This window comes from Candidatus Allofournierella excrementavium, assembly GCF_048526665.1.
Classification (GTDB): Bacteria; Bacillota; Clostridia; order Oscillospirales; family Ruminococcaceae; genus Allofournierella_A; species Allofournierella_A excrementavium.
The window spans coordinates 94,912-114,952 of sequence record NZ_DBGFPE010000014.1 but is presented as its reverse complement, the minus strand read 5'-3'; the positions used below and the strand labels follow the sequence as shown (position 1 = coordinate 114,952).

20 protein-coding genes and 2 tRNA genes are annotated in these 20,041 nt (G+C 60.8%); 10 read left to right on the top strand and 12 right to left on the bottom strand.

Annotated elements, in window-relative coordinates; translation table 11 throughout:
* The 5 genes from ACMI1Q_RS04350 (at window position 1) to ACMI1Q_RS04330 (ending at window position 3,496) form a co-directional block, all read left to right on the top strand.
* Window positions 1–76: transfer RNA gene (locus ACMI1Q_RS04350), tRNA-Gly, on the top strand.
* 35 nt (window positions 77–111) lie between these two features.
* Window positions 112–186: transfer RNA gene (locus tag ACMI1Q_RS04345), tRNA-Cys, on the top strand.
* 112 nt (window positions 187–298) lie between these two features.
* Window positions 299–787, top strand: a complete 489-nt coding sequence (locus ACMI1Q_RS04340) for a deaminase (RefSeq protein WP_177522123.1) — start codon at window positions 299–301, stop codon at window positions 785–787.
* Window positions 788–808: 21 nt separating this feature from the next.
* The gene (gene radA, locus ACMI1Q_RS04335; RefSeq protein WP_419502921.1) at window positions 809–2,197 is read left to right on the top strand and encodes a DNA repair protein RadA; all 1,389 of its coding nucleotides are present in this window, start codon (window positions 809–811) and stop codon (window positions 2,195–2,197) included.
* A 231-nt stretch (window positions 2,198–2,428) separates the two neighbouring features.
* Window positions 2,429–3,496 (top strand): tyrosine recombinase XerC, encoded by a 1,068-nt coding sequence (locus ACMI1Q_RS04330; protein WP_419502920.1) that lies wholly within the window; start codon window positions 2,429–2,431, stop codon window positions 3,494–3,496.
* Here ACMI1Q_RS04330 and ACMI1Q_RS04325 read toward each other — a convergent pair.
* The 5 genes from ACMI1Q_RS04325 to queA all read right to left on the bottom strand — a co-directional run bounded on the left by ACMI1Q_RS04325 (window position 3,458) and on the right by queA (window position 7,499).
* Window positions 3,458–4,312 carry a hypothetical protein gene (locus tag ACMI1Q_RS04325; RefSeq protein WP_419502919.1) on the bottom strand — a complete coding sequence of 285 codons (855 nt, stop codon included), beginning with the start codon at window positions 4,310–4,312 and terminating at the stop codon, window positions 3,458–3,460. The genes ACMI1Q_RS04330 and ACMI1Q_RS04325 overlap by 39 nt on opposite strands.
* Window positions 4,313–4,405: 93 nt before the next feature.
* A complete protein-coding gene (locus ACMI1Q_RS04320; protein ID WP_394979127.1) occupies window positions 4,406–4,783 on the bottom strand; it encodes a TIGR04086 family membrane protein in 378 nt (125 codons plus the stop codon).
* Between the two features lie 119 nt (window positions 4,784–4,902).
* Window positions 4,903–5,232, bottom strand: coding sequence for a preprotein translocase subunit YajC (gene yajC, locus ACMI1Q_RS04315; RefSeq protein ID WP_330058025.1), 330 nt, complete (start codon window positions 5,230–5,232; stop codon window positions 4,903–4,905).
* Window positions 5,233–5,318: 86 nt separating this feature from the next.
* A complete protein-coding gene (gene tgt, locus ACMI1Q_RS04310) occupies window positions 5,319–6,452 on the bottom strand; it encodes a tRNA guanosine(34) transglycosylase Tgt (RefSeq protein ID WP_330058027.1) in 1,134 nt (377 codons plus the stop codon).
* 18 nt (window positions 6,453–6,470) lie between these two features.
* Window positions 6,471–7,499 carry a tRNA preQ1(34) S-adenosylmethionine ribosyltransferase-isomerase QueA gene (queA, locus tag ACMI1Q_RS04305; protein WP_419067358.1) on the bottom strand — a complete coding sequence of 343 codons (1,029 nt, stop codon included), beginning with the start codon at window positions 7,497–7,499 and terminating at the stop codon, window positions 6,471–6,473.
* Window positions 7,500–7,699: 200 nt separating this feature from the next.
* Here queA and asd point away from each other — a divergent pair, with 200 nt between their 5' ends.
* From asd to ACMI1Q_RS04280, 5 genes are all read left to right on the top strand, one after another.
* The gene (asd, locus tag ACMI1Q_RS04300; protein ID WP_394979131.1) at window positions 7,700–8,779 is read left to right on the top strand and encodes an aspartate-semialdehyde dehydrogenase; all 1,080 of its coding nucleotides are present in this window, start codon (window positions 7,700–7,702) and stop codon (window positions 8,777–8,779) included.
* A 15-nt stretch (window positions 8,780–8,794) separates the two neighbouring features.
* Window positions 8,795–9,682 (top strand): 4-hydroxy-tetrahydrodipicolinate synthase, encoded by an 888-nt coding sequence (dapA, locus tag ACMI1Q_RS04295; protein ID WP_394979133.1) that lies wholly within the window; start codon window positions 8,795–8,797, stop codon window positions 9,680–9,682.
* Between the two features lie 68 nt (window positions 9,683–9,750).
* A complete protein-coding gene (gene dapB, locus ACMI1Q_RS04290) occupies window positions 9,751–10,509 on the top strand; it encodes a 4-hydroxy-tetrahydrodipicolinate reductase (protein ID WP_419502918.1) in 759 nt (252 codons plus the stop codon).
* Window positions 10,510–10,519: 10 nt separating this feature from the next.
* On the top strand, window positions 10,520–11,740 hold the full coding sequence (locus ACMI1Q_RS04285; protein ID WP_419502917.1) for a CapA family protein: 1,221 nt from the start codon (window positions 10,520–10,522) through the stop codon (window positions 11,738–11,740).
* 18 nt (window positions 11,741–11,758) lie between these two features.
* Window positions 11,759–12,223: an ACT domain-containing protein gene (locus ACMI1Q_RS04280; RefSeq protein ID WP_330058039.1), complete on the top strand. Its 465-nt coding sequence runs from the start codon at window positions 11,759–11,761 to the stop codon at window positions 12,221–12,223.
* 63 nt (window positions 12,224–12,286) lie between these two features.
* Here ACMI1Q_RS04280 and tyrS read toward each other — a convergent pair whose 3' ends face one another.
* The 7 genes from tyrS to ACMI1Q_RS04245 all read right to left on the bottom strand — a co-directional run bounded on the left by tyrS (window position 12,287) and on the right by ACMI1Q_RS04245 (window position 20,038).
* Window positions 12,287–13,507 (bottom strand): tyrosine--tRNA ligase, encoded by a 1,221-nt coding sequence (gene tyrS, locus ACMI1Q_RS04275; protein WP_419502916.1) that lies wholly within the window; start codon window positions 13,505–13,507, stop codon window positions 12,287–12,289.
* Window positions 13,508–13,857: 350 nt separating this feature from the next.
* On the bottom strand, window positions 13,858–15,519 hold the full coding sequence (gene recN, locus ACMI1Q_RS04270; protein WP_419502915.1) for a DNA repair protein RecN: 1,662 nt from the start codon (window positions 15,517–15,519) through the stop codon (window positions 13,858–13,860).
* A 41-nt stretch (window positions 15,520–15,560) separates the two neighbouring features.
* On the bottom strand, window positions 15,561–16,025 hold the full coding sequence (locus ACMI1Q_RS04265) for an arginine repressor (protein ID WP_330057824.1): 465 nt from the start codon (window positions 16,023–16,025) through the stop codon (window positions 15,561–15,563).
* Between the two features lie 5 nt (window positions 16,026–16,030).
* Window positions 16,031–16,870 carry an NAD(+)/NADH kinase gene (locus ACMI1Q_RS04260; protein ID WP_394979142.1) on the bottom strand — a complete coding sequence of 280 codons (840 nt, stop codon included), beginning with the start codon at window positions 16,868–16,870 and terminating at the stop codon, window positions 16,031–16,033.
* A gap of 22 nt (window positions 16,871–16,892) precedes the next feature.
* A complete protein-coding gene (locus tag ACMI1Q_RS04255) occupies window positions 16,893–17,690 on the bottom strand; it encodes a TlyA family RNA methyltransferase (RefSeq protein ID WP_394979144.1) in 798 nt (265 codons plus the stop codon).
* Window positions 17,674–19,554 (bottom strand): 1-deoxy-D-xylulose-5-phosphate synthase, encoded by a 1,881-nt coding sequence (gene dxs / locus ACMI1Q_RS04250; protein WP_419502914.1) that lies wholly within the window; start codon window positions 19,552–19,554, stop codon window positions 17,674–17,676. The genes ACMI1Q_RS04255 and dxs overlap by 17 nt, the downstream gene beginning before the upstream one ends.
* Window positions 19,555–19,570: 16 nt before the next feature.
* Complete coding sequence (locus ACMI1Q_RS04245; RefSeq protein ID WP_177521515.1) at window positions 19,571–20,038, bottom strand: divergent PAP2 family protein; 468 nt, start codon at window positions 20,036–20,038, stop codon at window positions 19,571–19,573.
* Window positions 20,039–20,041 lie beyond the last annotated feature (3 nt).

Here is a 20,041-nt window from a genome sequence, read left to right as displayed (position 1 = left end):
GCGGCTTTAGCTCATCTGGTAGAGCGCCACCTTGCCAAGGTGGAGGTAGCGAGTTCGAGCCTCGTAAGCCGCTCCAAAAAACAGAACCGACTTTCTCCTCGGTTCTTATCTGGTGCCGTGGCCAAGTGGTAAGGCAAAGGTCTGCAAAACCTTCATTCACCGGTTCAAATCCGGTCGGCACCTCCAATTTCGCCGCAAACGTGTTTCGCGTTTGCGGCGTTTTTGTTGTCGCGCCAAGGCTTCTGTGTTATACTGAATCTTATGCAAGAAACTTTTTTTGAAAGGGGAGAGAGTATCAATGGAACGTCGGGATAAAATAAACTATTATCTGGACCTGGCCGAAAGCGTTTCCCAGCGCGGGACCTGCATGCGCCGGCACTATGGCGCGGTGATCGTGAAAAACGACGAGGTCATCTCCACCGGCTATGTGGGCGCGCCGCGCGGCCGCAAAAACTGCGATGACATGAAGGTCTGCATCCGTGAGAAGCTGAAGATCCCCCGCGGCGAGCGGTACGAGCTGTGCCGCAGTGTCCACGCCGAGGCGAACGCCATCATCAGCGCCTCCCGGGACAAGATGCTGGGCAGTTCGCTGTATCTGGTGGGCATCGACATGTCCACCGGCGATTACGTCAAGGATGCCAGCAGCTGCTCCATGTGCAAGCGCATGATCATCAACGCGGGCATTGAAAAGGTGTACATCCGTGACACCCGGAACGAATACCGAATGGTGCTGGTGCAGGACTGGATCGACAACGACGAATCCCTCGAGGGCGTGTTCGGATACTGATTGTGAAGGCGGTTTAGGGTTTTGAAGGATAACAAGCTGAAAACGATTTATGTGTGCTCCAACTGCGGCGAAAGCAGCCCCCGCTGGATGGGCCGCTGCCCCAGCTGCGGCGCCTGGAACACGATGGTGGAGGATGTGGTGGCGCCGGAACCCAAAGCAGCGGCCCGCAGCGCCTCTGCACGGCCTTCCGGCGTCACCAGCATCACAGCACGCCGCCTGTCGGAAGTGAGCACCACCGAGGAAAAGAGCCGCATCGTCACCGGCATTTCTGAACTGGACCGGGTGCTGGGCGGCGGCGTGGTGCTTGGCAGCGTGGTGCTGCTGGGCGGCGAGCCCGGCGCGGGCAAATCCACGCTGCTGCTGCAGCTCTGCGGGGCCATCAGCGACCGCTGTCAGGTGCTCTACATCACCGGTGAGGAATCGGTGCGCCAGATCAAGCTGCGGGCAGACCGGCTGCAGGTGCCTCAGCAGAACATCCATCTTGCCGCCGAGACTGACATCGATGACATCTGCGGCCTTATTGAGCAGACGAAGCCCGATTTGGTGGTCATCGATTCCATTCAGACCATGCACTGCAATGATGTGTCCAGTTCCGCCGGCAGTGTGTCTCAAGTGAAGGAGTGCTCGGCACGCCTTCTGACGGTGGCCAAGAGCTGTGAGATACCCACCTTCATCGTGGGCCACGTGAACAAGGACGGCGCCATCGCGGGCCCCAAGGTGATGGAACACATCGTGGATACGGTGCTCTATTTTGAAGGGGACAAGACCCTGCCTTACCGGGTGCTGCGGGCGGTCAAAAACCGCTACGGCTCCACCAACGAGATAGGCATGTTCGATATGACCGGCCACGGCCTGACCGAGATCGAGAACCCCTCCCAGGTGCTGCTGGAAGGCCGTCCCTTGGGCACCAGCGGCAACTGCGTGGCCTGTACCATGGAGGGCACAAGGCCCATCCTGAGCGAAGTGCAGGCGCTTGTGACCAAGAGCAGCTTCAACGTGCCGCGGCGCACCGCCAGCGGCTTCGACTTCAACCGCGCCAACTTGCTGGTGGCAGTGCTGGAAAAACGGGCGGGCTACTTCTTTGGCAGCCTGGATGTTTATCTGAACATCGTGGGCGGCCTGGAGCTGGATGAAACGGCCTGCGACCTGGCTGTTTGCCTTGCGATGGTCTCGTCCATGCTGGACAAGCCCATCGACGACAAAACGGTGGCCATCGGGGAAGTGGGCCTCGGCGGGGAAGTGCGCAATGTGACCTTTTTGGAGCTGCGCCTGCGGGAAGCCCAGCGCATCGGCTTCACCAAAGCCATCGTTCCGCGCCACAGCCTCAAGCAGCTGGACCCGAAAGAGTTTTCCGACATTGAGCTGGTGGGCGTGAGCTATCTGCGGGACGCCATCCAGGCCATCAAATAAAACCCATAAGAGCACCAGCCGCACAGTGAGACCTGTGGGACCGGTGCTCTTATATTATAAATATGAAACTGCCCGAACGGCACAGCTGCTGCCAATGAGCGATTGACGGCCCGGCCTTGACAAATCCTGCTAGGGAAGGTATACTGATTTCAATGGATGCAATTTCGCTAAATAAAAATTTAGCGAAATTGAGGGGAGTGCAAAACAGGGGCATCCACCGCAAACCAGATTATGAGCACCTACATCGACACCATGCACCCGGAGCGCCACGCGCCTTATGAAGACATCCCGCGGGACGTGCGCGACTTCCTGAATTACCTGGGCGCCATTCTCAACCGATCACCTCGCACGGTCAATGCCTACTACATCGACCTGCGCCTGTTCTTCAAGTTCCTTCTGCGTGAGCGCGGCTCTGTGCCTGCGAACTGCGAATTTGACGATATTGACATCCGAGGCATCGACACTGCCACCATCGGCAGCGTGACCCAATCGGAGATCTATGAGTATCTGTATTTCTTGAAGAACGAGCGTCAGAACGAACCGGCAGCCCGGGCGCGGAAACTCACCAGCATCAAAAGCTTCTATCGCTTTATGACCGTGAAATCCAATCGCCTTTCGGAGGACCCTGCCAAGGACATCTCTGTTCCAAGCCTTAAAAAGGCGCTGCCCAAATATCTGTCGCTGGAAGAAAGCATTGGCTTGTTAAAAAATATACAAAGTGACTTTTACGAGCGCGACTTCTGCATCCTGACCCTGTTTTTGAACTGCGGCATGCGTTTGAGCGAGCTGGTGGCCATCGATTTGAAGGATTTTCAGGAGGACACGGTCCGCATCGTGGGCAAAGGCAATAAAGAGCGGCTGGTCTACCTCAACGCCGCCTGCCTGGATGCGCTGAAGCACTACCGTGCGGCCCGGGCAGCCCTCGGAAACCTGCAGGAACCGCAGGCGCTGTTTGTATCCAAGAAGACCGGCAAGCGGCTGAGCGCGCGTCGTGTGCAGCAGATCGTTGACCGCTGCCTGCAGTCTGCGGGGCTTTCCGGCAAAGGCTATTCGCCCCACAAACTGCGCCACACCGCGGCAACGCTGATGTACCGCCACGGGAACGTGGATATGCTGGAGCTGAAAGAAATTTTGGGGCACGCGCATGTGTCCACCACAGAAATCTACACCCACATCAACACCGAAAAACTGCGCAAGGCGGCGAAGTCCACTCCCCTGTCCAAAATCTCCTACATGGAGCCTGAAAAGCCTTCCGTGACATCAGAAGAGGCCGCCGAAGACCAGCGTCAGGAGGACTGAAAGCCCGCACACCAGCATGGAAACAAAACAGATGGTCAGATAGCGGTGAATCAGGCAGCGCGAGGCTGCGCCAAGCCCGCTTCCGCCCTGACCGAGACAGCAGCGCAGAAGACCGCAGGAAACATGTAAGGCGAAAGCGCTTAACAGGATCACGAACAGGCTGCCCAGCGTTTCCGGGAGCCAGAAGACCAACGCTTGCAGCACAAGACCTTTGGCGGCGCCCAGCTGTTGGTACAACAGTGCGGTGAAAATGCCCGCTCCTGCGCCCTTGAGCACCATCGTGATGGGAATGAGGCCGATGCCGAGAACACAGAAGCCAGCGATGAGCACCAGAGACAGCTGGCAAAACAGCGACAGAAAGCCCACGCTGAACACCATCGCGGCGTTTCCAGCGGTCCGCAGACCCAGGTCGATGGAAGCAAAATAACGGGCGTAGGTCAGCAGCGGTTCGCTCAGCATCCGGCTGCACAGCGAGCCTGCCGCAAGACCGGCCAGATAAAGGCAGCCCATCACGCAGGCGGTGCGCAGTGTCCGGGAGGGCCTTGACTGGGTGACGATGCGCGCTTTATGCGCGGTCGGCACGTCGGATGTTTCATAGACCGTTCGGGGCATGCTTTCAGGCCGTCTCCCGCTCTGCACCGTGCCGGTGGTGTGCTGCTCTTGGCCGAACGCACTCTGGCGATGCGGTGCAGCGCCGTTCTGGGTTTGGAAAGGCGCGGAGGAAGGCTGCAGTCGGGCCGCCGAATAAGGCGCGGGGTCCTGAAGTTTTTTCTCCCGCGGCGTGGGAGTGCTGTCTGCTGGTCGATACGTCCACATAGCTTGTACCTCTTTTTGAGCGGTGATAGAACATGATATGCGGCTTGGCCGCGATATATGAAAAAAGCTCCGCATCAATGCGGAGCTTTTTTGTCAGGCCGGGCGGCGGATGCGCTTTCGTTCGGCCAGAAGAATGCCAAGATACCCGCCGAAGCAGCCCGCAAGGATGTAGCATACCAGCTTGATGCCGGCCATGGCGGTGAAGTCGAACTGCCCGTTCAGCAGTGCGGCGGCCAGATAGATGAGATAAAAGACCGTTCCGGTGCAAAGCCCGCAGAACAAGCCATTCTTTTTGAAGCTGCGAGCCAGGATCATTCCGCAGACAAAGCAGCCAAGGCACACGGCGCAAGTGGCCATGGGAACGGCAGACCAGGCGGGCAGCTGAGTCTTGGTGTAGAGCCAGCTGCACAAGAGCAGGACGAGAAATGTAACGGCCGTCCCGGTGACGCCTGCGATCAAAATCTTTTTCAAGGGCTCCGTGCCGGCATTCTGCCCGGCTTTACGGCCCGTTTTTTGCTGTTTTGACATAAAAAAGCACCTCCCTGCACACTAAACAGTATGCAGGGAGGCGTTGTTTTAGTCCGAAGAGATCACTTCTGGGCAGGAGTCTCCATATCCAGCTTGGTCACGGCCTGCACGGCGGCGCGGCGGAAACGGATCTTGGTGCGGTCGCTGCCGGTCTCCAGCACGAAGGTGTCCTCCTTCAGGGCGATCACGCGGCCCACGATGCCGCCGATGGTGGTCACCTCATCGCCGATCTCCAGCGAATTGCGCATCTCGGCGTCCTTCTTCTGCTGCTTCTTCTGGGGACGGTACAGCAAAAAGTACATCACCGCGAACATGATGACCAGCATGACGATCATGCTGATGTTGCTCATGGTGGTGGAATCCATACTGCTGCTCAGAAACTGAATGTTCATCGTTTTGTTTAACTCCTCTCGAAATCCGGGATCGTATTAAAACCAATTATAACGGATATGCACGCATTTTGCAAGTGAAACCGGCGTTAAATGCGGGTGTCCAGCAGAGTTACATACCGGTCATGGAACGATTCAAAGGTCCCGGCGTCCAGTTCGGCCCGGATGCGCTCCATGAGATGGTTGTAGAAATAGAGGTTGTGCATCACGGCGAGGCGCATGCCCAGCATTTCGTCGGCTTTGAAGAGGTGCCGCAGATAGGCGCGGCTGAAGTTGCGGCAGACGGGGCAGTCGCACTCCGGGTCGATGGGGCGCTCGTCCTTCTCGTACTTGAGGTTCTTGATGTTGATGATGCCGCTCCAGGTGTTCAGATGGCCGTGGCGGGCGTTGCGGCTGGGCATGACGCAGTCGAACAGGTCCACGCCGCGCCACACGCCCTCGATGATGTTGCCGGGCGTGCCCACGCCCATCAGATAGCGGATCTTGTCCTTCGGCGCAAAGGGCTCCACTGCGGTGATGATGCGGTACATCTCCTCCGCGGGCTCCCCCACCGCCAGACCGCCGATGGCATAGCCGTCCAGGTCCATGTCCGCGATGGTTTTCATGTGCTCCACCCGCAAATCGTCAAAGGTGCAGCCCTGGTTGATGCCGAACAGCAGCTGGTGCGGATTGGTGGCGAGACCTTCATTTTTCAGTCGTGCCATCTCCGCCTTGCAGCGGGCCAGCCAGCGCACGGTGCGCTCACAGCTGGCCTTTGCATAGTCGTACTGGGCAGGGTTCTCCACGCACTCATCGAAGGCCATGGCAATGGTGGAACCGAGATTTGCCTGGATCTGCATGCTCTCTTCCGGGCCCATGAAGATCTTGTGGCCGTCCAGATGGGAATGGAAGGTCACGCCCTCTTCGGTGATGTTGCGCAGCTTGGCGAGACTGAACACCTGAAACCCGCCGCTGTCGGTGAGGATGGGGCCGTCCCAGCGGGTGAACTTGTGCAGGCCGCCCAGCTCTGCCACCAGCTTATCCCCCGGACGCAGGTGCAGGTGATAGGTGTTGCACAGCATCACCTGGCAGCCGATGTCTTTCAGGTCAAAGGCGGACAGACCGCCCTTGATGGCGGCGGCGGTGGCCACGTTCATGAACGCAGGCGTCTGCACCGTGCCGTGCACCGTTTCAAACTGCCCCCGGCGTGCGGCGTGCTCGGTTTTGATCAAGCGGTAAGGCATGTGTAAAGTTCCTTTCTTTTACAGGATAAGCATGGCGTCGCCAAAGCTGAAAAAGCGGTATTTCTGCTCCACAGCCTCTTTGTAGGCGGCCATGGTGCGCTCATAACCATAGAAGGCGCTGACCAGCATGATGAGCGTGCTTTCAGGAAGATGGAAGTTGGTGATGAGGCCGTCCATGCAGCGGAATTCGCAGCCGGGATACAGGAAAATATCGGTGTCGCCGCTGCAGGCACGGATCTCACCGTATTTGGCCGCCACCGACTCCAGCGTGCGGCAGCTGGTGGTGCCCACGCAGATCACCCGGCCGCCCCGGGCCTTGGTCTCGTTGATCTTGCGGGCGGTCTCCTCACTGACACAGTACCACTCGGAGTGCATCTGGTGGTCGGCGATGTCATCCTCCTTCACCGGGCGGAAGGTGCCAAGGCCCACGTGCAGGGTCACCTCGGCAAAATCCACGCCTTTCTGGCGCAGGCGGTCCATCAGTTCCGGCGTGAAGTGCAGGCCGGCGGTGGGAGCGGCGGCGCTGCCCAGTTCCTTGGCATAGACGGTCTGGTACTGGCTCTGGTCCTCCAGCTGGCGGGTGATGTAGGGCGGCAGAGGCATCTTGCCGAACTCATCCAGCTTTTCGTAGAGGGTCTGGGTGTCGTAGAAAAACTCCACAAGCTTGTTGCCGTCTTCCATCGTTTCCCGGATGACCGCCCGCAGGCTGCCATCGCCAAAGATGACCTCGGTGCCGGCCTTCAGACGCTTGCCGGGTTTTGCCAGGCACTCCCAGACGTCACCCTTCACCTGCCGCAGCAGCAGAATTTCGCTTACCGCGCCGGTCCCGGCCTTTTCGCCCACCAAACGGGCGGGCAAAACTTTGGAATCGTTCACAACCAGAAGATCGCCGGCATTTAATAGGTCAGGCAAATCGTGAAACACCTGATGGCGGATCTCATCACTGCCGCGCTTCACGCACAGCAGGCGGGCGGAATCCCGCGGATCGGCGGGTTCCTGCGCAATCAGTTCATGGGGCAGGTCGAACCAAAAATCTTTTTTCAGCATGGAGTATTGCCTTTCTTGATAATTGACATTGCTTCACGGCAATGCTATAGTAAAGACATGTTTTAAGGTGTTGGTGCGCTGTGCACGCTATGCAATCTAATTTATTATATTGCATACATTGCCGGTTTTCAAGCCGGTTTTTTTTATACACCCGGCACCGGCGAACACAAGAGGGCTTTGCGGAAAGGAACGAGTGAACTATGAAACAGTATCAAGTGGGCGTTGTGGGCGCCACCGGCATGGTCGGCCAGCGTTTCGTGTCTCTGCTGGCGCAGCATCCCTGGTTCCATCTGGCCGTGGTGGCGGCTTCTCCCCGTTCGGCGGGCAAGACCTACGAAGAGGCCGTTGGCAGCCGCTGGGCCATGCCTGACCCCATGCCGGAGCAGGTCAAGAATATGGTGGTGCTGGATGCCTCCCATGTGGAAGAAGTGGCCTCCAAAGTCGATTTCGTGTTCTGCGCGGTGGATATGAAGAAAGAGGAGATCCGCGCGCTGGAAGAGAGCTACGCCAAGGCGGAATGCCCGGTGGTCTCCAACAACAGCGCCCACCGCTTCACCCCTGACGTGCCCATGGTGGTGCCGGAGATCAACCCCGAGCACCTGGACGTCATTGCAGCCCAGCGCGCGCGCCTGGGCACCAAAAAGGGATTTGTGGCGGTGAAATCCAACTGCTCCCTGCAGAGCTATGTGCCTGCCCTGCACCCGCTGAAAGACGAATTCGGTCTTTCCAAAGTGCTGGTGTGCACCTATCAGGCAATCTCCGGCGCCGGCAAGACCTTTGCCACCTGGCCGGAGATGGTGGACAACTGCATTCCCTACATCGGCGGCGAAGAGGAAAAGAGCGAGCAGGAGCCGCTGAAGCTGTGGGGCAAGGTGGAGAACGGCGCCATTGTGCCGGCTGCCTCCCCTTCCATCACCGCCCAGTGCCTGCGCATCCCCGTGACCGACGGGCACATGGCCGCTGTGTTCATGAGCTTTGACAAAAAGCCCGCCAAGGAAGAGATCCTGGACCGCTGGGCGAACTTTGAGGGCGAGGCCCAGCGCCTTGCGCTGCCCAGCGCCCCCAAGCACTTTCTGCATTACTTTGAAGAGAACGACCGGCCGCAGACCAAGCTGGACCGCAATCTGGAGAACGGCATGGCAGTTTCCATCGGCCGTCTGCGCCCGGACACCCAGTATGACTACAAGTTCGTCTGCCTGTCCCACAACACCCTGCGGGGCGCTGCGGGCGGCGGCGTGCTGCTGGCGGAACTGCTTGCCGCCAAGGGCTATTTTGACTAAAAGGAGTTGAGCGCAATGAAAACGCCGATTTTCACTGGAGCCGCTGTTGCCATCATCACCCCCATGCTGCCGGACGGCAGTGTGGACTACAAGGGCCTGGCTGATCTGATCGAGTTCCAGATCAAAGGCGGCACCGATGCCGTTGTGATCTGCGGCACCACCGGCGAGTCCGCCACTCTGAAGGACGACGAGCATCTGGAGTGCATCCGTGTGGCGGTGGAGACCGCTGCCGGGCGCATCCCCGTCATCGCGGGCACCGGCTCCAACTACACCGAGCACGCGGTGGAGATGTCCAAGGAGGCCAAGGCCCGGGGCGCGGACGCGCTTCTGTTGGTGACTCCTTACTACAACAAGACCACCCAGAGGGGTCTCGTTGCCAGCTTCAACACCATCGTGGACGCGGCCGGTCTGCCGGCCATCCTCTACAATGTGCCCTCCCGCACCGGCGTGAACATCGAGTCCGCCACCGCGAAGGAACTGGCCAAGAACCCGCTCATCTGCGGCATCAAGGAAGCCAGCGGCAACATCAGCCAGATCGCCATGACCGCCGCGCTGTGCGGCGATGAGCTGCCCCTCTATTCCGGCAACGACGATCAGGTGGTGCCCATTCTGGCCCTGGGCGGCAAGGGCGTCATTTCGGTGGTCTCCAACGTGGCGCCGGAACCGATGCACCGCATGTGCCAGCTTTGGTTCGAGGGCAAGACGAAGGAAAGCCTGGACCTGCAGCTGCAGCTGATGGGCCTTTGCAAAGCGATGTTCTGCGAGGTGAACCCCATCCCCGTGAAGGCTGCCCTGGGCATGATGGGCCTTCCGGCCGGGCCCTGCCGCCTGCCGCTGGTGCCCCTGAGCGACGACCACGCCGAACAGGTGCGCCGGGAGCTGCAGAACGCCGGCCTGATTTAAAAGGAACACCAAAAGGCCCGCGCGTTTTTTGCGCGGGCCTTTTGTAAAAAGAACAGGAGAAAGATATCATGACCCGCATTATCATTCAGGGCATCAACGGCCGCATGGGCAAGGTCCTGTGCGAGCTGATCGAACAGCGTGAGGACTGCCGCGTTGTGGGCGGCGTGGACGTCACCCCTCAGAGCGGCGCCATCCCCGTGGCGGCGAGCCTGGAGGAACTGAACGTGGAGGCCGACGTGCTCATCGACTTTTCCAGCCCCGCGGCCACCAGGAACGCTCTGCGCTTCTGCGCTAAGAATGCACTGCCCTGCGTCATCTGCACCACCGGCCTGGACGAGGACACCGAAAAGCTGCTGACCGAGGCCAGCACCCGCTGCGCCGTGTTCAAGAGCGCGAACATGTCCATGGGCATCAACCTGCTGGCCCAGCTGGCACAGCAGGCCGCCACGGCCCTGGGGCTGGACTACGACATCGAGATCATCGAGAAGCATCACCACAACAAGCTGGACGCGCCCAGCGGCACCGCGCTTCTGCTGGCGGATGAGATCAACAAGGTGGCCAGCGAGCCCTACGAATACGTCTATGACCGCCACAGTGTGCGGCAGAAGCGCTCCCCCCGTGAGATCGGCCTGCACTCGGTGCGGGGCGGCAGCATCGTGGGCGAGCATGAGATTTTGTTCTGCGGGCCGGATGAGGTCATCACCCTGAGCCACAGTGCCGGTTCCCGCCGTGTGTTTGCCAACGGCGCGGTGAATGCTGCGGTGTTCCTTGCGGATAAAGGCCCTGGACTTTACACCATGAAAGACCTGATGAAGGAACTTCTGTGAGGGAAATACCATGAAGAAACGACTGATCGTTCTGGTGCTTGCCATTCTGGCACTGCTGATGATCGTTCCTCTGCTGGACAGCGCGGTCGATTCGGTGCGGGATGCGGCCTCCCAGGCGCAGCCTGACCCCACGCCTGCTCCCTCCCCTTCCCCCACGCCGGAGCCGACGCCGACTGTTTCCACGGTGCGCTTTTCCGCCACAGGCGATAACCTCATCCATACCGGCATCTACAACCAGGCGGCCCGCAGAGCCCAGGCGGAGGGCAAAGAGGGCTACGATTTTTCCTTCTGCTACGATGCGGTGCGGGATTTTTACGCCGGTTTTGACGTGAACTGGATCAACCAGGAAACGCTGGTGAACGATGAACTGGAGCCTAGCAGCTATCCATGCTTTTCCACGCCGGGCGATATGGGGCGCGAGCTGTACGACACGGGTTTCAGAGTGTTCAGTCTGGCGAACAACCACACCTATGACAAGGGCGCCGAGGGCATTGCCGCCACCAGACGGTTCTGGTCCAGCCTGCCGGAAGATGCAGTCACCTGCGGACTGTACGCGGGCGAAGAAGACTACGACAACATCGTGATCCGGGAGACCAATGGCATCCGCATTGCCTATCTTTCTTATACAGAATTCACCAACGGCATCCCCACTCCCTCAGGAGCGGAAGCGAACCTCATTTACACCAGCCAGACCGACGTGATACAGCACCAGATCGAACTGGCCCGCCAGCAGGCGGACTTTGTGGTGGTGGGTGTTCACTGGGGCGTGGAGGGCAGCCACAAAGCCACCGATGCCCAGCGGGCGCTGGCCCAGCAGATGGCCGACTGGGGAGCCGGCGTGGTCATCGGAACTCACCCCCATGTGGTGCAGGACGCACAGTGGCTCACTGCGGCGGATGGCCGCCAGGTATTTGTGGCTTATTCCCTGGGCAATTTCCTGAACGCCCAGTCCACGGCGGACACGATGATCGGCGCGGTGCTGAGCTTCACACTGGAAAAGACCACCCAGCCGGACGGAAGCAGCGAGACGGTCCTGAAGGACCCGATGCTGCATCCCACGGTGAACCATTACGGCCAGAACTATTCCCAGATACGCATTTACCTTTATAAGGACTACACCGACGAACTGGCCCAAAGCCACGGTGTGCGGGAGAACTTCCCGGACTTCAGCCGCAGCTACATAGAATCGGTCCTGCGGAACAACATCGACAACCAATTCCTTGATCTATAAAAATGGAGGCAGAGCAATATGTACGGCATCTCCCAGCTTTCCAGTGAACAGAACATCATGGTGGTGGCCTTCCCTGCCGTGCGCCAGAGCGAGGGCGGCCCCGCGGGGTACCTCTCCCCCTTCGCGGCGGCCGGGGTCAATATGGACATGATCTGCCAGGGTCTGCCCCAGGGCGACGTGGCGGCCATGAGCTTCACCACCTCGTATGATAACTGGTCCATCGTGATGCGCACTCTGCCCCAGGTCACGGCGGGTAAAAGCGGCCCTGCTCCGCTCATCAGCGGCGGTTACACCAAGCTGACCCTCTTCGGGCAGGACATGCCGAACCTGTGCGGTGTGGCTTCCAGGGTGATGGAGGTCATGGCAGAGGCCCGGGTGCCCATCCACCTCATCACCACCAGCTCGGTGGATATTTCCCTGCTGGTGGCCGCTGAGGATGAGGACACAGCCCTGGATGCGCTGCGGCAGGCATTTGAACTGTGACCGGTCTTGAAATCAAAAAAGGAGCACTGTCATTTTGACAGTGCTCCTTTTAGTTTTATTGCATCACAGCTGCACCTTGTGGTAGACCTTCTTGCCCTTCTTGATGACCACGCCGGCGGCCAGAGCCTCGGCGCTCACGGTCATGGTGGGGTCGGTCACCTTCTCGCCGTCCAGCAGAACGCCGCCCTGCTGGATGAGCTGGCGGGCCTCCCGCTTGCTGGGGACCAGTTTCGCGGCCAGCATCATGTCCAGAATGCCGATCTTGCCGTCGGTGAGCTGGTCGGCGGTGAGGGTGGTGGAGGGCATGTTGGCCGCGTCCGCGGAGCCGCTGAACAGGCCGCGGGCGGTCTCCTGGGCCTTGCGGGCCTCCTCTTCGCTGTGTACCAGCTTGGTGAGCTCGAAGGCCAGGATCTCCTTGGCCTTGTTCAGCTCGCCGCCCTGCCAATGATCCATCTCGTCGATCTGCTCCAGAGGCAGGTCGGTGAGCATCCGCAGGCATTTCAGCACGTCGGCGTCGTCCACGTTGCGCCAGTACTGGTAGAACTCGTAGGGGGAAGTCTTTTCCGGGTCGAGCCAGACGGCGCCCTTCTGGGTCTTGCCCATCTTCTTGCCCTCGCTGGTGAGCAGCAGGGTGATGGTCATGGCGTAGGCGTCCTTGCCCAGCTTGCGGCGGATGAGCTCGGTGCCGCCCAGCATGTTGGACCACTGGTCGTCGCCGCCGCACTGCAGGTTGCAGCCCACGGTCTGGAACATGTGATAGAAGTCGTAGGACTGCATGATCATGTAGTTGAACTCCAGGAAGGACAGGCCCTTCTCCATCCGCTGCTTGTAGCACTCGGCCCGGAGCATGTTGTTCACCGAGAAGCAGGCACCCACTTCGCGCAGCAGCTCGATGTAGTTCAGCTTCATCAGCCAGTCGGCGTTGTTCAGCATCAGAGCCTTGCCCTCGGAAAAGTCGATGAACTTGCTCATCTGCTTTTTGAAGCACTCGCAGTTGTGCTGGATGGTCTTCACGGTCATCATGGTGCGCATGTCGGTGCGGCCGCTGGGGTCGCCCACCATGCCGGTGCCGCCGCCGATCAGGGCGATGGGACGGTTGCCCGCCTTCTGCAGCCGGCGCATGAGCATCAGGGCCATGAAGTGGCCCACATGCAGAGAGTCCGCCGTGGGGTCAAAGCCGATGTAGAAGGTGGCTTTGCCGTTGTTGATGAGGTCCTTGATCTCTTCCTCATCGGTCACCTGGGCGATAAGCCCGCGGGCGACCAGCTCGTCGTAAATGGTCATGCTTTCTGTTTCCTCCTTTGGTTTGCGGGCAAAGGGCATAAAAAAGCCCTCTGCCAAAATGAATTGGCAGAGGGCGAAACTTCGCGGTACCACCTCTGTTCGCCGCCCTCCTCGCGGAAGACGGCCTCGGCGGGTGCACAATAGACACCCTTGCGCTGTAACGTGCGCACTACGGCGCGGCCTACCGGGCGCAAAACGCGCTGTTCAGCCTGCTGCTCCGGGATGTATTCGCCCTTGCGCACGCTTCCCTTTTCACCAAACCAGGGCTTCTCTGTGCCGCGCTTTCAAGGGGTACTGGTTCCCTTCTTCGCATTTGATACTGTACAGTATACCTGTGCCTTTTCCCTTTGTCAAGGGGCCAGGCCAAGCATTTCCCGGGCGTTGGCCAGGGCGATGGGCGTGATCTGGTCGCCGGAGATGATGCGGGCCAGTTCCCGCACCCGGCCGTCGCCGTCCAGCGGATAGAGCTTGGTGAAGGTGCGCTCGCCTTCCACGTTCTTCTGGATGAGCAGGTGCCGGTCCGCCAGTGCCGCGATCTGGGCGGTGTGGGTGATGCAGATGACCTGCCGGCCCGCGGAGGTCTGCTTAAGCATCTGGCCGATGCGTCCTGCCGCCGAGCCGGACACGCCAGTGTCGATCTCGTCGTAAATGACGGTGTGAATGGCGTCCTTTTCCGCCAGCGCGCTTTTGAGCGCCAGCATGATGCGGCTCAGCTCGCCGCCGCTGGCGATCTTGGCCAGAGGCTTCGGCGTTTCGCCGGGGTTCGGGGAGATGTAGAACTCCAGCGTGTCCTGCCCTGCCCCGGCCAGCGGCCCGCGGCTGTGCTGCAGCGCAAAGCGCACGCCCGGCATGTTCAGAAAGGTACAGGCCTCCACCAGCTTCTTTTCCAGGTCGTTGAACGCGTTCAAACGGGTCTGGGTGAGGGCTTCCGCCTTTTCCTTGGCCTGACGGTAGAGCGCCTGTTTTTCGGAATTCAGCTTGGCCAGGGTCTCGTCCGACTGCTCGATGCTTTCCAGTTCCTCCCGGGCTGCCTGCCCGTGCTCCAGAATTTTCTCCACCGAGCCGCCGTATTTCTGCTTGAGACGGTAAATTTCGTCCAGACGGGTCTCCACCCGGTCCAGTTCGGCAGGGTCCATGCCGTAGCTTTCCAGCCGGTCGGCCAGGTCGGTGGCCAGCTCCCGGGCGGTGTAGTAAAGGTCGTTCAGCCGCTCACAGGCGTTTTGCAGCGATTCATCCAGCTGGGCGGCTCCTTCCAGCTGCCCGGCCGCGTCGCCCAGAAGGTCGGCGGCTCCGCCAAAGTCATCGCCCCCTGCAAGGGCGTTGTGGGCGGCGCTCACCTGCTCCAGAATGGTCTGGGCGTGGCTGAGCACCTGCCGGCGGGCGGTCAGCTGCTCTTCCTCCTCCGGCTGCAGCGCGGCAGACTCGATCTCGTCCACCTGGAAACGAAGCAGTTCCAGCCGGCGCTGCTTCTCCTCTTCGTCCATCTGAAGGGCGTCCGCCTGCCGCTTGACGGCGATCAGCTGACGGTAGACCTGCCGGTATGCAGCGTATTCCTTCTCGTTCTGCGCATACAGGTCCAGCAGCGCCAGATGGCGGGAGGGGTTGGTCAGGTTCTGGTTGTCGTGCTGGCCGTGGATGTTGATGAGGCCGGCGGAAAGGTCCCGAAGCATGGCCGCGGTGGAAGGCATGCCGTTGACCCGGCAGTTGCTCTTGCCCTCGGCGCTTATCTCACGATAGAGCAGCAGCTCGTCCCCCGCCTCATAGCCGGCCTGTTCCAGCTGGCTGCGCACGGCCTCGGGCAGGTCGGTGAAGGTGGCCCAGATGCAGGCCTTGCCCGCGCCGGTACGCACCAGGTCGCGGCTGGTGCGGTTGCCCAGGATGGCGTTGATGGAGTCGATCAGGATGCTTTTGCCTGCGCCTGTCTCGCCGGTCAGAACATTCAGACCGGGCGAAAACTCCGCTTCGGCCTTTTCGATGACCGCAACATTTTCGATTTTCAGATTTTTCAGCAAAGCCCTTCGGCCCCCTTTTCCGTTCTGCGCGGCCGGGCCGGTCAGTGACGGGTGATGTATTGCTGCAGTTCAGCGCAAATGGCCTGGGCCGCCTCCGGAGTGCGCATCAAAGCCAGGAAGGTGTCGTCGCCCGAAAGGGTGCCGATGACATCGCAGTCCCACTGCATGGAGTCGAACAGTTCGCAGGCGGCGCTGGCCATGCCGGGATAGCAGCGCACCATGACGGTGCATCCCGCCCAGTCCGCCTTGAGAACGGATTCCCGGAAAATGGTCTCGAACCGCCCCTGGGAATGCCGGGCCCCTTTGGCGGAAGCGCTGGACACATAGCGGTATTTGCCGCCGCCCACCGCCGCCTTCACCAGATGAAGCTGCCGGATGTCCCGGGAGACGGTGGCCTGCGTCACCGAAAAGCCTGCCTCATTCAGGTGCTCAAGCAGGTCCTCCTGCCGGTCGATGGGATACTGCTCGATCAGTTCCAGAATCTTTGCATGTCGGTCATTTTTCATTTGAATCACCTGCCGCGAAGTTTTTTATCGATGGCATCGAACTGGTCTGTGCCATTAAAGGTTATCAGCTTTACAGACTTTTCGGAAAGCCCTGCCCGCAACTCTCCGCCCGCGGAAAGCTCTATCTCCCGCTCGCCGTCAGAGCTGATGAGGATGGGGCCGCGCTGGTCCGCGCCCGGGCGCACGGTGATGCGCCGGTCGGCCGCGAAAACGATGGCCGGGCGCTGCAGGCTGTGGGCACAGATGCTGGTGACCACAAGGCCGCGGATGCGGGCGTCCAGGATGGGCCCTCCTGCGGAAAGCGAATAGGCCGTGGAGCCGGTGGGGGTGGCAAGGATCACTCCGTCGCCACGGCAGTTGCTCACGGGCAGACCGTCGCAAAGGATGTCCAGATCGACGGTCTGCCGCCGGTGCCCGCTGTACACGACCAGATCGTTGAGGGCGATCAGCGGCCCGTCGGCGCCGGTGCACTCCGCCTGCAAAAGGGCCCGGTGCTCCACCGAGAACTCCCCTGCCGCCAGCTTGTGCAGCTTTTGCTCCATCTCGTCCAGCTCGCAGGTGGCCAGAAAGCCGGTGCGTCCCAGGTTGATGCCCAGCACGGGCAGCCCGTGGCGGGCGCATTCCTTTGCCGCGTGGAGCATGGTGCCGTCGCCGCCCACCGTCACCACCGCGTCGGCCTGAGTCAGCGCCTGCGCGCCGGGCAGGCAGACTGCCCCGTCGGGCGGCGCAAAGCCGTCCTCGGCGGCAAGGACCACCCGTGTGCCCTCCGCCAGCAGCAGCTGGGCGGCCTGCAGAAGGACACCGGCGGCCTCGGGTTTGTTGTAGCCGGTCAGGCAGATCGTCATGGACGGCACTCCCCTTTTTGCGTCACAGTGCGGCGTGGGCAGCAGCCACCACCGCGTCGGCCAGCGCCGGGTCCAGAGGCGCGGGCTCGTCGCTCTTCTCCACGAACATCAGGAATTCGATGTTTCCTTCGGGGCCCTTGATGGGCGAATATTCCAGTCCGCTGACGGAAAAGCCGTTCTGCACGGCGTATTCCGCGGCCTGCAGGATGACCTCCCGGTGGGTCTCGGCCTCCCGCACGACGCCCTTTTTGCCCACCTTTTCCCGGCCTGCTTCAAACTGAGGTTTCACAAGGCAGACCCCGGCCGCGCCGGGCGCGGTGACGGCCTGGGCCACGGGAAAGATGTGTTTGAGGGAGATGAAAGAGACGTCCACGCTGAAGAACTCCACCGGCTCGGCCAGCATATCCGGCGTGACGTTGCGGATGTTGGTGCGCTCCATGTTCACCACGCGCTCGTCGGTGCGCAGCTTCCAGGCCAGCTGGCCGTAGCCCACATCCACCGCGTAGACCTTGACCGCCCCGTTTTGCAGCATGCAGTCGGTGAAGCCGCCGGTGGAGGCGCCGATGTCCATGCACACCTTCCCTTCGGGGGTGAGCGGAAACGCCTTCATTGCCTTTTCCAGCTTGAGGCCGCCGCGGCTCACATAGCCGATGTCATGGCCGCGCACCTCCACCTTGGCGGTCTCGGCGATCATCATGCCGGCCTTGTCCGCTTTTTGCTGGTCCACGAACACGACGCCGGCCATGATGAGGGCCTTGGCACGCTCCCGGCTGGGCACTAGGCCGTTTTGGCAAAGATATTGATCAAGACGGATCTTCAATGTGTTGCTCCTCGCATACGAGCGCCGCCAGACCGGCGCCATCCAGACCCAGAACGTTCCGGATCTGAGGCACCGTGGCGTGCGGAAGTGATTGACGGGACGAAATGCCCTTGTGGATGTAACGGCCCTGGTAGTTCTGAGCCGCCAGACGGCGGGCAAGGTGCTCGCCGATGCCGCCGGCCGCAATGCTGTCCTCGGCAAAGAGGACGGTGGGATAGCGCAGCAGCGCCTCGCACAGGCCTTCGGGCAGCGGATAAAGCTGCACCAGCTTGTACACGTCGGCGTTCACGCCCTGCTGGCGCAGCTGTTCCGCCGCCGCCAGCACTTCCTCAGTCATGCTGCCGTAGCTTACCAGCGCGACGGAAGCCTCCGGGGAGGAAAGGCAGCAGTCAAAGGCGCTGCCGGTGCAGCCCAGCGCCTCCAGCGTGGGGCTCTGGCCGCCCCGGGGATAGCGGATGGCCCGGGGGCCGCTGAGCTTGTCCACCACAAAGGTGAGCCAGTGGTCCAGCTCCGCGTAGTTGCAGGGGGCGTACACCGGGATGCCGATCTGGCTCAAAAACGCGGTGTCGTAGATGCCCTGATGGGTCTCGCCGTCGCCGGGAACAAGCCCCGCCCGGTCGATGGCCAGCACCACGTTGTTGTTCATCAGCTTCACATCGTGGATGAGCTGGTCGTAGGAGCGCTGCAGGAAGGTGGAATAGATGGCCACCACCGGCAGCATGCCCTGGCTGGCCAGCCCCGCCGCGAAAGTGACAGCATGCTGTTCCGCCATGCCCACGTCAAAGAAGCGTTCGGGGAAGCGGCGGTAGAAGAACTGAAGCCCAGTGCCGTACTTCATGGCCGCGGTGATGGCACAGATGTTCGGCCGCGTTTTGGCAAGCTCCACCAGATCGTTGCCGAACTGAGTGGAGAAGGAGGCGTCCGGCGCCACGTCCGGGTCGGTGATGTGAGCCGGGTCAAAGGAGGAAACGCCGTGGAACTCGCCGGGGTTTTCTTCTGCGGGCTTAAAGCCTTTCCCCTTTACAGTGATGGCGTGGATGAAGACGGGGGCGTACTGGGTCTGCAGGTTGGTGAACAGCTCGCTCAGGCGCAGAACGTCGTGCCCGTCCACCGGGCCGAGATACTGAAAGCCCATTTCTTCGAACATGGTGGAGTGGTAGATGCCACGCCGCAGCAGCGCCTTGCCGGCCTGCAGCACCCGCACCACCGACGCGCCAACACCGGGGATGGCGCCGAGGACGCTTTCCAGATTGGCCTTCGCCTTGGAATATTCGGGGTTGGTGCGCAGCTGGGTAAGGTAGCGCGCCAGAGAGCCCACGTTTTTGGAAATGGACATCTTGTTGTCGTTCAGAATGACGATCAGGTTGTTGAGGGTGTCGATGTTGTTCATACCCTCATACACCATGCCGCCGGTGAAAGCGCCGTCGCCCACCAGAGCGATGACTTTGCCCGGCTCGCCCATGATCTTCTTGGCCTGAGCCATGCCGATGGCCACCGAGATGGCGGTGTTGCCATGGCCGGCCACAAAGGCGTCATGGACGCTCTCCCGCGGGTTCGGGAAGCCGGAGATGCCCCCAAGCTGCCGAAGCCCGCCAAACTGCTCCCGCCGCTCGGTGAGGATCTTGTGGGTGTAGCACTGGTGGCCCACATCAAAGACAAACTTGTCCTGCGGGGTGCTGAACGCCCGGTGCAGGGCCACAGTGAGTTCGATGGTGCCAAGGTTTGAGGACAGATGTCCTCCTGTTTTTGAGACGTTTTCGATCAAAAATTGCCGTATTTCTTCGCACAACGGCTCCAAGCGGTCGGCCGGCAGCGCTTTGAGCTGCTGCGGGTCATTGACCTGCTGCAACAAAGGGTAACCCATGTCACCCGCCCTTTCTTCAAATGATGGGGATGAGCCAGCCAACGGCCACGCCTACGATGGCGCCTCCCAGCACCTCGAAGGGGGTGTGGCCCACCATCTCCTTGAGCTTCTTGTCGCCCAGGAAGGGACTGTTGGCACTTTCGGCCTCCATCCAGTCGGTGAGCATCCGGTTCAGGATCTTCGCCTGCTCGCCGGTCTCCCGCCGCACGCCCATGGCGTCATACATGACGATGATGGCCATGATGAACGCAAGGGCGAAGATGGCAGAATCCGGCCCGTAGAGCCGGGCCGCCGCCACCACCAGAGAACAGACAGTGGCGGAATGGGAGCTGGGCATGCCGCCGGAGCCCCACATCCGCTCCAGCGAGAATTTGCCCAGAAAAAGGCCGTTGATCAGGGTCTTGAGGACCTGCGCCACCAGCCAGCCGGTCAGCGAGATCGACAGAAGATAGTTGAACCCGTAAACTTGTTTGAACAGTTCCAAAAG

What these genes read in the sequence shown, in the direction of transcription:
- ACMI1Q_RS04340 (WP_177522123.1), top strand. Translation starts at nt 299, where the DNA reads ATGGAACGTCGGGATAAAATAAACTATTATCTGGACCTGGCCGAAAGC.
- dapB (WP_419502918.1), top strand. Translation starts at nt 9,751, where the DNA reads ATGACCCGCATTATCATTCAGGGCATCAACGGCCGCATGGGCAAGGTC.
- ACMI1Q_RS04285 (WP_419502917.1), top strand. Translation starts at nt 10,520, where the DNA reads ATGAAGAAACGACTGATCGTTCTGGTGCTTGCCATTCTGGCACTGCTG.
- asd (WP_394979131.1), top strand. Translation starts at nt 7,700, where the DNA reads ATGAAACAGTATCAAGTGGGCGTTGTGGGCGCCACCGGCATGGTCGGC.
- ACMI1Q_RS04280 (WP_330058039.1), top strand. Translation starts at nt 11,759, where the DNA reads ATGTACGGCATCTCCCAGCTTTCCAGTGAACAGAACATCATGGTGGTG.
- ACMI1Q_RS04330 (WP_419502920.1), top strand. Translation starts at nt 2,429, where the DNA reads ATGAGCACCTACATCGACACCATGCACCCGGAGCGCCACGCGCCTTAT.
- dapA (WP_394979133.1), top strand. Translation starts at nt 8,795, where the DNA reads ATGAAAACGCCGATTTTCACTGGAGCCGCTGTTGCCATCATCACCCCC.
- dxs (WP_419502914.1), bottom strand. Translation starts at nt 19,554, where the DNA reads ATGGGTTACCCTTTGTTGCAGCAGGTCAATGACCCGCAGCAGCTCAAA.
- tyrS (WP_419502916.1), bottom strand. Translation starts at nt 13,507, where the DNA reads ATGACCATTTACGACGAGCTGGTCGCCCGCGGGCTTATCGCCCAGGTG.
- yajC (WP_330058025.1), bottom strand. Translation starts at nt 5,232, where the DNA reads ATGAACATTCAGTTTCTGAGCAGCAGTATGGATTCCACCACCATGAGC.
- ACMI1Q_RS04260 (WP_394979142.1), bottom strand. Translation starts at nt 16,870, where the DNA reads ATGACGATCTGCCTGACCGGCTACAACAAACCCGAGGCCGCCGGTGTC.
- ACMI1Q_RS04265 (WP_330057824.1), bottom strand. Translation starts at nt 16,025, where the DNA reads ATGAAAAATGACCGACATGCAAAGATTCTGGAACTGATCGAGCAGTAT.
- queA (WP_419067358.1), bottom strand. Translation starts at nt 7,499, where the DNA reads ATGCTGAAAAAAGATTTTTGGTTCGACCTGCCCCATGAACTGATTGCG.
- ACMI1Q_RS04325 (WP_419502919.1), bottom strand. Translation starts at nt 4,312, where the DNA reads ATGTGGACGTATCGACCAGCAGACAGCACTCCCACGCCGCGGGAGAAA.
- tgt (WP_330058027.1), bottom strand. Translation starts at nt 6,452, where the DNA reads ATGCCTTACCGCTTGATCAAAACCGAGCACGCCGCACGCCGGGGGCAG.